5 protein-coding genes are annotated in these 6,993 nt (G+C 53.9%); all 5 read left to right on the forward strand.

The genetic code is table 11. The features are described from left to right. The first annotated feature begins 8 nt into the window (after positions 1-8). From WKK33_RS05185 to WKK33_RS05205, 5 genes are read left to right on the forward strand one after another with little or no spacing between them, the layout of a single operon-like run. Positions 9-1,325 carry an aspartate kinase gene (locus tag WKK33_RS05185; RefSeq protein WP_215759160.1) on the forward strand — a complete coding sequence of 439 codons (1,317 nt, stop codon included), beginning with the start codon at positions 9-11 and terminating at the stop codon, positions 1,323-1,325. Between the two features lie 41 nt (positions 1,326-1,366). Then, entirely contained in the window at positions 1,367-2,524 is a 1,158-nt protein-coding gene (gene lysA / locus WKK33_RS05190; protein WP_337468252.1) for a diaminopimelate decarboxylase, read from the forward strand. Positions 2,525-2,554: 30 nt separating this feature from the next. Continuing rightward, on the forward strand, positions 2,555-3,712 hold the full coding sequence (locus tag WKK33_RS05195) for a glycosyltransferase (protein WP_337932800.1): 1,158 nt from the start codon (positions 2,555-2,557) through the stop codon (positions 3,710-3,712). A gap of 20 nt (positions 3,713-3,732) precedes the next feature. Then, complete coding sequence (locus WKK33_RS05200) at positions 3,733-4,893, forward strand: hypothetical protein (protein ID WP_337932801.1); 1,161 nt, start codon at positions 3,733-3,735, stop codon at positions 4,891-4,893. A 1-nt stretch (position 4,894) separates the two neighbouring features. Continuing rightward, positions 4,895-6,886: a fructose-1,6-bisphosphatase gene (locus tag WKK33_RS05205; protein WP_337932802.1), complete on the forward strand. Its 1,992-nt coding sequence runs from the start codon at positions 4,895-4,897 to the stop codon at positions 6,884-6,886. Positions 6,887-6,993: the final 107 nt, after the last annotated feature.

Genomic DNA, 6,993 nt, shown 5'->3' on the forward strand with positions numbered 1-6,993 from the left:
ATACAATCATGAAGGTAATGAAGTTTGGTGGCACATCGGTTGGTAGTGCCGAGAGAATGAAAAACGTTGCTTCCCTGATCACGGAATCTGGTGAGCCTAATTTCGTGGTACTTTCAGCCATGAGCGGTACAACCAACTCATTGGTTGAAATTAGCGATTATCTTTACAAGAAGAATCCTGAGGGTGCCAATGAAGTGATCAATGCGCTGGAGAAGAAATACCAGCAGCACGTGGAAGAACTTTATAGCACCGACGAATATAAGCAGAAGACCCGTGAGTTCTTGGCAGAGGAGTTCGACTATCTCCGTTCGTTCACCAAGGACCTTTTCACAAGCTTTGAGGAGAAGACCATTGTTGCCCAAGGCGAGGTGATGTCTACCAACATGGTGGTCAACTACCTGAACGAGCAGGGCGTCAAGGCCGTGCTTCTCAACGCTCTCGATTTCATGCGTACCGACAAAAACGCCGATCCCGATCCTCAATACATCAAGGAGAAGCTCCGTGCCATTATGGAGAAGAACGAGGGCTACCAGATTTACATTACCCAGGGCTTTATTTGCCGAAACGCATACGGTGAGGTCGACAATTTGCAACGTGGTGGTTCCGATTACACCGCCTCTTTGATTGGCGCCGCCCTTCCTGCCGACGAGATTCAGATTTGGACCGACATCGACGGCATGCACAATAACGACCCTCGCGTGGTGGAGCACACCGACGCCATCCATCAGCTCAACTTCGAGGAGGCTGCCGAGTTGGCTTATTTCGGAGCCAAGATCCTTCACCCTACGTGTGTGCAACCAGCCAAGTTTGCTGGAATCCCCGTTCGTTTGAAGAACACGCTGGACCCCAAGGCAGATGGCACCATCATCGACAATGTGCTGATTCGAGGCAAGATTAAGGCCGTGGCAGCCAAAGACAACATTACGGCCATCAAGATCAAGTCGTCGCGCATGCTTCTGGCCACCGGCTTCCTTCGTAAGATTTTTGAGATCTTCGAGAGCTACCAAACCCCCATTGACATGCTGGCCACGTCGGAGGTGGGCGTTTCCATGAGCATCGACAACCATTCGCATCTTAACGAGATTGTCGACGAACTGAAGAAGTATGGAACCGTTACCGTCGACACCAACATGTGCATTGTCTGCGTTGTGGGCGACCTCGATTGGAGCAACCTCGGCTTTGAGACCATTGCCACCGACGCCATGCGCGACATTCCCGTTCGCATGATCAGTTACGGCGGAAGCAACTACAACATCTCCTTCTTGATTAAGGAGTCTGACAAGAAGCGTGCTTTGCAGAGTTTGTCCGACACCCTGTTCAAGTAAACGGCCCCCAACAACACAACACAATCATACAAGCACTACACATGAAAGGTATTTTTCCCATTGAAAAGTTTCAGAAAGTAAGAACTCCGTTCTACTATTATGATACTACGCTATTACGAGCCACGCTCCACGAGATCCGCAAGGAAGTGGAGCGCCGTGAGAATTTTGTTGTCCACTATGCGGTCAAGGCCAACGCCAACCCGAAGATCCTGAAGATTATTCGCGAGGCAGGATTGGGTGCCGATTGCGTTAGTGGTGGCGAGATTGAGGCAGCTTTACGTGCCGGTTTCCCGGCCAGCAAAATAGTCTATGCGGGTGTGGGTAAGAGCGATTGGGAGATTAACCTTGGGCTCGACAACGACATCTTCTGCTTCAACGTGGAGAGCATAGCCGAGCTGGAGGTGATCAACGAACTGGCTTCTAAGAAGGGCGTGGTGGCCAATGTGTGCCTTCGCATCAATCCCAACGTAGGTGCCCACACGCATGCCAACATCACCACGGGCCTTGCCGAGAACAAGTTTGGCATAGCCATGAACGATATGTTCGACGCCATCGATGAGGCCTTGTCCATGAAGAACATCCGCTTTAAGGGTTTGCATTTTCACATTGGTAGTCAGATACTTGACATGGGCGACTTCAAGGCCCTCTGCAATCGCATCAACGAGTTGCAGGCCGAGTTGGAGCGTCGCCATGTTCGGGTGGACAACATCAATGTGGGTGGTGGTCTTGGCGTGAGCTACGACCATCCCAACCACATTCCGGTGCCCGACTTCCAATCGTACTTCTCCACCTTTGCGCGCCATCTCACGCTCCGTCCCGGCCAGTCGTTGCATTTCGAGTTGGGGCGTTCGGTGGTTGCCCAGATGGGATCGCTCATCACCAAGGTGCTTTATGTGAAACAAGGAGCCACCAAGCAGTTTGCGATTGTCGACGCCGGCATGAGCGACCTCATTCGCCCCGCGCTCTACCAGGCCTATCATAAGATTGAGAACCTCACCGGCGACGGTCCTCTTTGCCCCTACGATGTTGTGGGTCCCATTTGCGAGTCGAGCGATGTCTTTGGCAAGTCGGTCGATCTCAATGAGGTGCATCGAGGAGACCTCTTTGCCATTCGCTCTGCGGGAGCCTATGGCGAGATCATGGCTTGCCAATACAATTGCCGTCCCCTTCCTCAGGGATATATCACCGAGGACTTTTGACATTGATATTATAACATAGGATTAATGAACATGGTAGAAATGTTATCCGACAACGTTGCGATTATCTTGGGCATCGCCGCTCTCTTGTTGGCTTTGACCACACCCTTTTTCAGTCCTCTTTTCAGATGGAAACGAAAAGAGGAGGAGGCGCACGATGTCGATTTGCAGCCTGTGTCTATCATCATCGCTTCGCACGACGATGCCCAGCAGTTGGAGAAGCACCTTCCGTCCATCCTTCAGCAGGATTATCCTGTTGGGTATGAGGTCATCGTGGTTATCCAAAAGGGCGACCACGATGTTGAAGACGCGCTCAAACGCATTAAGTACACCTACGAGCAGCAGGGTGGCGACGCACATTTCTACGTTACCTACATTCCTCAGACCTCGCGTTATATGAGCCGGCGCAAGCTGGCCATTACGTTGGGTGTGAAGGCCGCCAAGAACGAGTGGTTGTTGTTGCTCGATTCCGATTGCGCTCCCTCTTCGCCCCAATGGCTTGCCGCCATGGCCCGCCCTTGCGCTGACGACAAGTCGTTGGTCGTGGGCTATAGCAGTTACGACGCCGACACCTCGTCGTTTAAGCGTTACGAGCGTTTCTACCATTTCTGTTATCTGTTGCGTGAATGTGGCACGCAGGCCTACCGCACCAATTGCCCCATTGTCATGTTCCGCAAATCTCAGTTTATGTCGCAAAATGGCTACCTTGGCAATTTGGAGTTGGTTCGTGGCGAATACGATTTCTTGGTCAACAAGTATGCTGAGCCCGATGCTACGGCCATCTCTGTGAGTCCCACCGCATGGGTCATCCAGGATTCGCCCACCCGCAAGTCGTGGCTTAATGCGCATGTCTATTATATGGAGACGCGCAAGTTGCTCCAACGTGGCTTTCTCCACCGTTTGGTGTTTGGCGCCGACCAAGTGGCGATGCGCTTGTTCACCTGCGTGTCGCTTGCCGCATTGGCCTACTCGGTGCTCACCCTCAACTGGCTGTTGTTGGGTGTGGCTTTGTTGAGCGTCGTGTTAGAACTTCTCTTGCGCTATTGGGTCGACAAGCGCGCTATCCATCGTTTTGGCGAATCGTTCCCCTGGGCGTTCGTCTACGACCGTGTGATCATGTGGTCGGATCTCTATTTCATGATGCGCCACAAGTTTGCCGACCGGCGCGATTTCACCACCCATAAGCAATGATGGGATAAAAGCATCAACCTATGAAACGCAGAAAAATCCTATACCATGTGACCCCCGACACCGACGCCTCTCCGATCTATCACGAGATGGTGTCGCAGTTGGCCCTCGGCATGCAAGCGCAGGCCGATGTCGACCTGTCGGCTGCGTTAGACGATCACCCTCGCATGTCGTTGGCCGATTACGACCTGGTTCATGTGTTCGGATGTTGGAACAAGGTAGCTGCCAACCTCATGGCCCGTGCTTATCGCGAGCATGTGCCCACCGTGTTCTCCCCCTTGGGCGGCTTGCAGCCGTGGGTCATGAAGCAGCGCAAGTCGTCGTTGGCCCTTTCTTCGCAACGCGAGATGACAAGCAGGGCCTTGGCCGTTCATGTGTGTGGCAAGTTGGAACACGACACGTTTCTCTCCTTGAAATGGAACAATAGGGTGGCGCTCATTAAGAATCCCGTTCTTACCAGCAAGGTGTCGTTCTCCGAGATGGCCTCTCAGATGGACGCCCTCTACCAAAAGGTTATCGACACGTTTGCCCGATTGTTGCTTAGCCACAATTCGTGCCAGCTCATTGGCGAGCTGCTGGTGGCAGGGATCGACGACACCCTCTTGCGCGACCACAAGCGGGTGGGGGTGATCCGCTCTGGCTTGTCGCAGTTGGACGAGGCCGAGTGGCGTAAGATATACCTCTACGCCTCCGACGAGTGTGTTCTCGAGACCCTTAGGCAGGGATTGGCACGCCTGCAGATGGACGCGCCCGACCTGCCCGTCGACACCATCGATCGCTACCCACGCCACCTCCATTACACCACCGACTCCTTGGAGGGCGACAAACTCTTGTCGCGCAACCCCTTGACGAAGAGCAAGCTCAGCGATATCATCGATACCGACGAGAAGAAAGAGAGGCGGATCATCGTCAGGTTGCTTAATTTGAAATACGAGATGGAGCGCAACGAAGCCCCCTTGTCACATTTGGCCGATCTGTATCAATCGGTGCGCTTTGTCGACGCCGACGAGGATCGTCTCAACGAGGTGGCGCGCGCCATGGGCGTTCTCGAGTTTGCTGAGCGTCTCATGGCGGTGTTGCACCACACCTTTGGTCTTACCGAAGGGTTTATGCCCTTCAGGGAGCGCGCCGACAAGGCTTCCTTAGCTATGGTTAACCACATCACCAAATTTAATACTTACTAATATGAGCAAACAGTATGACATGGAGAGCGACAAGCATTATTTGCAGTTGCTTTCCCAATCTTTCCCAACCGTGGCCGACGCCAGTACGGAGATCATCAATCTGCAAGCCATATTGAACCTCCCCAAGGGGACGGAGCATTTCCTTGCCGATTTACACGGAGAGTATGAGGCTTTTCAGCACGTGTTGAAGAACGCCTCGGGCAACATCAAGCGTAAGGTGAACGAGCTCTTCGGCACCACCCTTCGCGACAGCGAGAAGCGCGAGTTGTGCACGCTCATCTATTATCCTGAGCAGAAGCTTGAGTTGGTGAAGGATTCGGAGCCCGACATCGATGATTGGTACCACATTACGCTCCACCACCTGGTGGCCGTGTGCCGCGACGTGTCGAGCAAATACACCCGCTCGAAGGTGCGCAAGTCGCTGCCCGCCGATTTCTCCTACATCATCCAGGAGCTCCTTCATGAGCGTACCGACGACAACGACAAGGCCGCCTACGTCAATGTCATTGTCGACACCATCATCTCCACGGGTCGCGCCGACGATTTCATCATAGCCATCTCCCACGTCATCCAGCGCTTGGCCATCGACCAGCTCCATATCCTCGGCGACATCTACGACCGGGGCCCGGGTGCCCATAAAATTCTCGATATGCTTGATGGTTACCACCATTGGGACATCACGTGGGGCAACCACGACATCCTGTGGATGGGAGCCGCCGCGGGCAACGATGCCTGTATCAGCAGCGTCGTCCGCCTCTCGCTGCGTTACGCCAACCTCGCCACGCTTGAGGAGGGCTATGGCATCAACCTCTTGCCGCTTGCCACCTTCGCCATGGACGTCTATGGCGACGACCCCTGCAAGGAGTTCCAACCGAAGATCACGGCCGGTTCGGAGCGTCTCGACGACAAGACCAAGCGCCTCACGGCTCTCATGCACAAGGCCATCAGCGTCATCCAGTTTAAGTTGGAGGCGCAGCTCTACGAGCGCCATCCCGATTGGAAGATGCAAGACCGCGAGATGTTCAATTTCGTCGATTTCGAGAAGCAAACCATTTGCCTGGGTGGTAAGGAATATCCCATGACGAGCTGCCATTTCCCCACCATCGACCCGAAGCACCCCAACAAGCTCTCGGCCGAGGAGGCCGAACTGGTGGATAAGCTCCACCATAGTTTCTCGGTGAGCGAGAAGCTCCACAAGCATATCCGCATGTTGCTTTCGCATGGCTGCATGTATGGCATTTGTAACAACAACCTGCTCTATCACGCCTCTGTTCCCCTCAACGCCGACGGCACCTTGAAGGAGGTGGAGATTTATCCTGGGCACAAGAGCTCGGGCATGCAACTGATGCTCGATGTGGGCCACATCATCCGCTTGGCGTTCCAGGCCGACGCGGCTCCCGAGATGAAGAAGTATGCCATCGACTATTTCATGTATCTGTGGTTGGGCCCCAACAGTCCGTTGTTCGACAAGGCGAAGATGACCACCTTTGAACGCTATTTCATCGAGGCGAAGGAGACCTACGAGGAGAAGAAGGGCAACTACTTCCGCTTGCGCGACAACGAGGAGGTTTGCGACCGCATCATGGACACCTTTGGCGTTACAGGCAACAACCGCCACATCATCAATGGCCATGTGCCGGTGAAGGTGGGCAAGGGCGAGACTCCCATCAAGGCCAATGGCAAGCTCATGGTGATCGATGGTGGCTTCTCGCAGGCCTACCACAAGGAGACGGGCATTGCCGGCTACACGCTGGTGTACCACAGCCGTGGCTTCCAACTGGTTCAGCACGAGCCTTTCACAAGCACCGAGGATGCCATTTTGCGAGGCACCGACATTAAGTCGACCATCCAGATTGTGGAGATGTCGGCCCGCCGCATGCTGGTCAACGATACCGACAAGGGTGTGGAGCTGCGTGGGCAGATCTCCGACCTCGAGGAGCTGCTCTACGCTTACCATCATGGCGTTATCAATGAGCGCGAGCGTAAGAAGTAGCGGCTGCCTATTGGTTGGCGGGGTGGCCATTCCATATCTCATCTATGCATTTAAGGGGGTGTGTCATAATTGACTATGGTCATTTATGGTGCACCCTCCTTTTGTAT

The organism is Hallella sp. (assembly GCF_037460745.1).
GTDB lineage: Bacteria > Bacteroidota > Bacteroidia > Bacteroidales > Bacteroidaceae > Prevotella > Prevotella faecis.

Excerpts from the sequence above, each read along its gene's own strand:
- WKK33_RS05185 (WP_215759160.1), top strand. The coding sequence starts at position 9 with ATGAAGGTAATGAAGTTTGGTGGCACATCGGTTGGTAGTGCCGAGAGA.
- lysA (WP_337468252.1), top strand. The coding sequence starts at position 1,367 with ATGAAAGGTATTTTTCCCATTGAAAAGTTTCAGAAAGTAAGAACTCCG.
- WKK33_RS05195 (WP_337932800.1), top strand. The coding sequence starts at position 2,555 with ATGGTAGAAATGTTATCCGACAACGTTGCGATTATCTTGGGCATCGCC.
- WKK33_RS05200 (WP_337932801.1), top strand. The coding sequence starts at position 3,733 with ATGAAACGCAGAAAAATCCTATACCATGTGACCCCCGACACCGACGCC.
- WKK33_RS05205 (WP_337932802.1), top strand. The coding sequence starts at position 4,895 with ATGAGCAAACAGTATGACATGGAGAGCGACAAGCATTATTTGCAGTTG.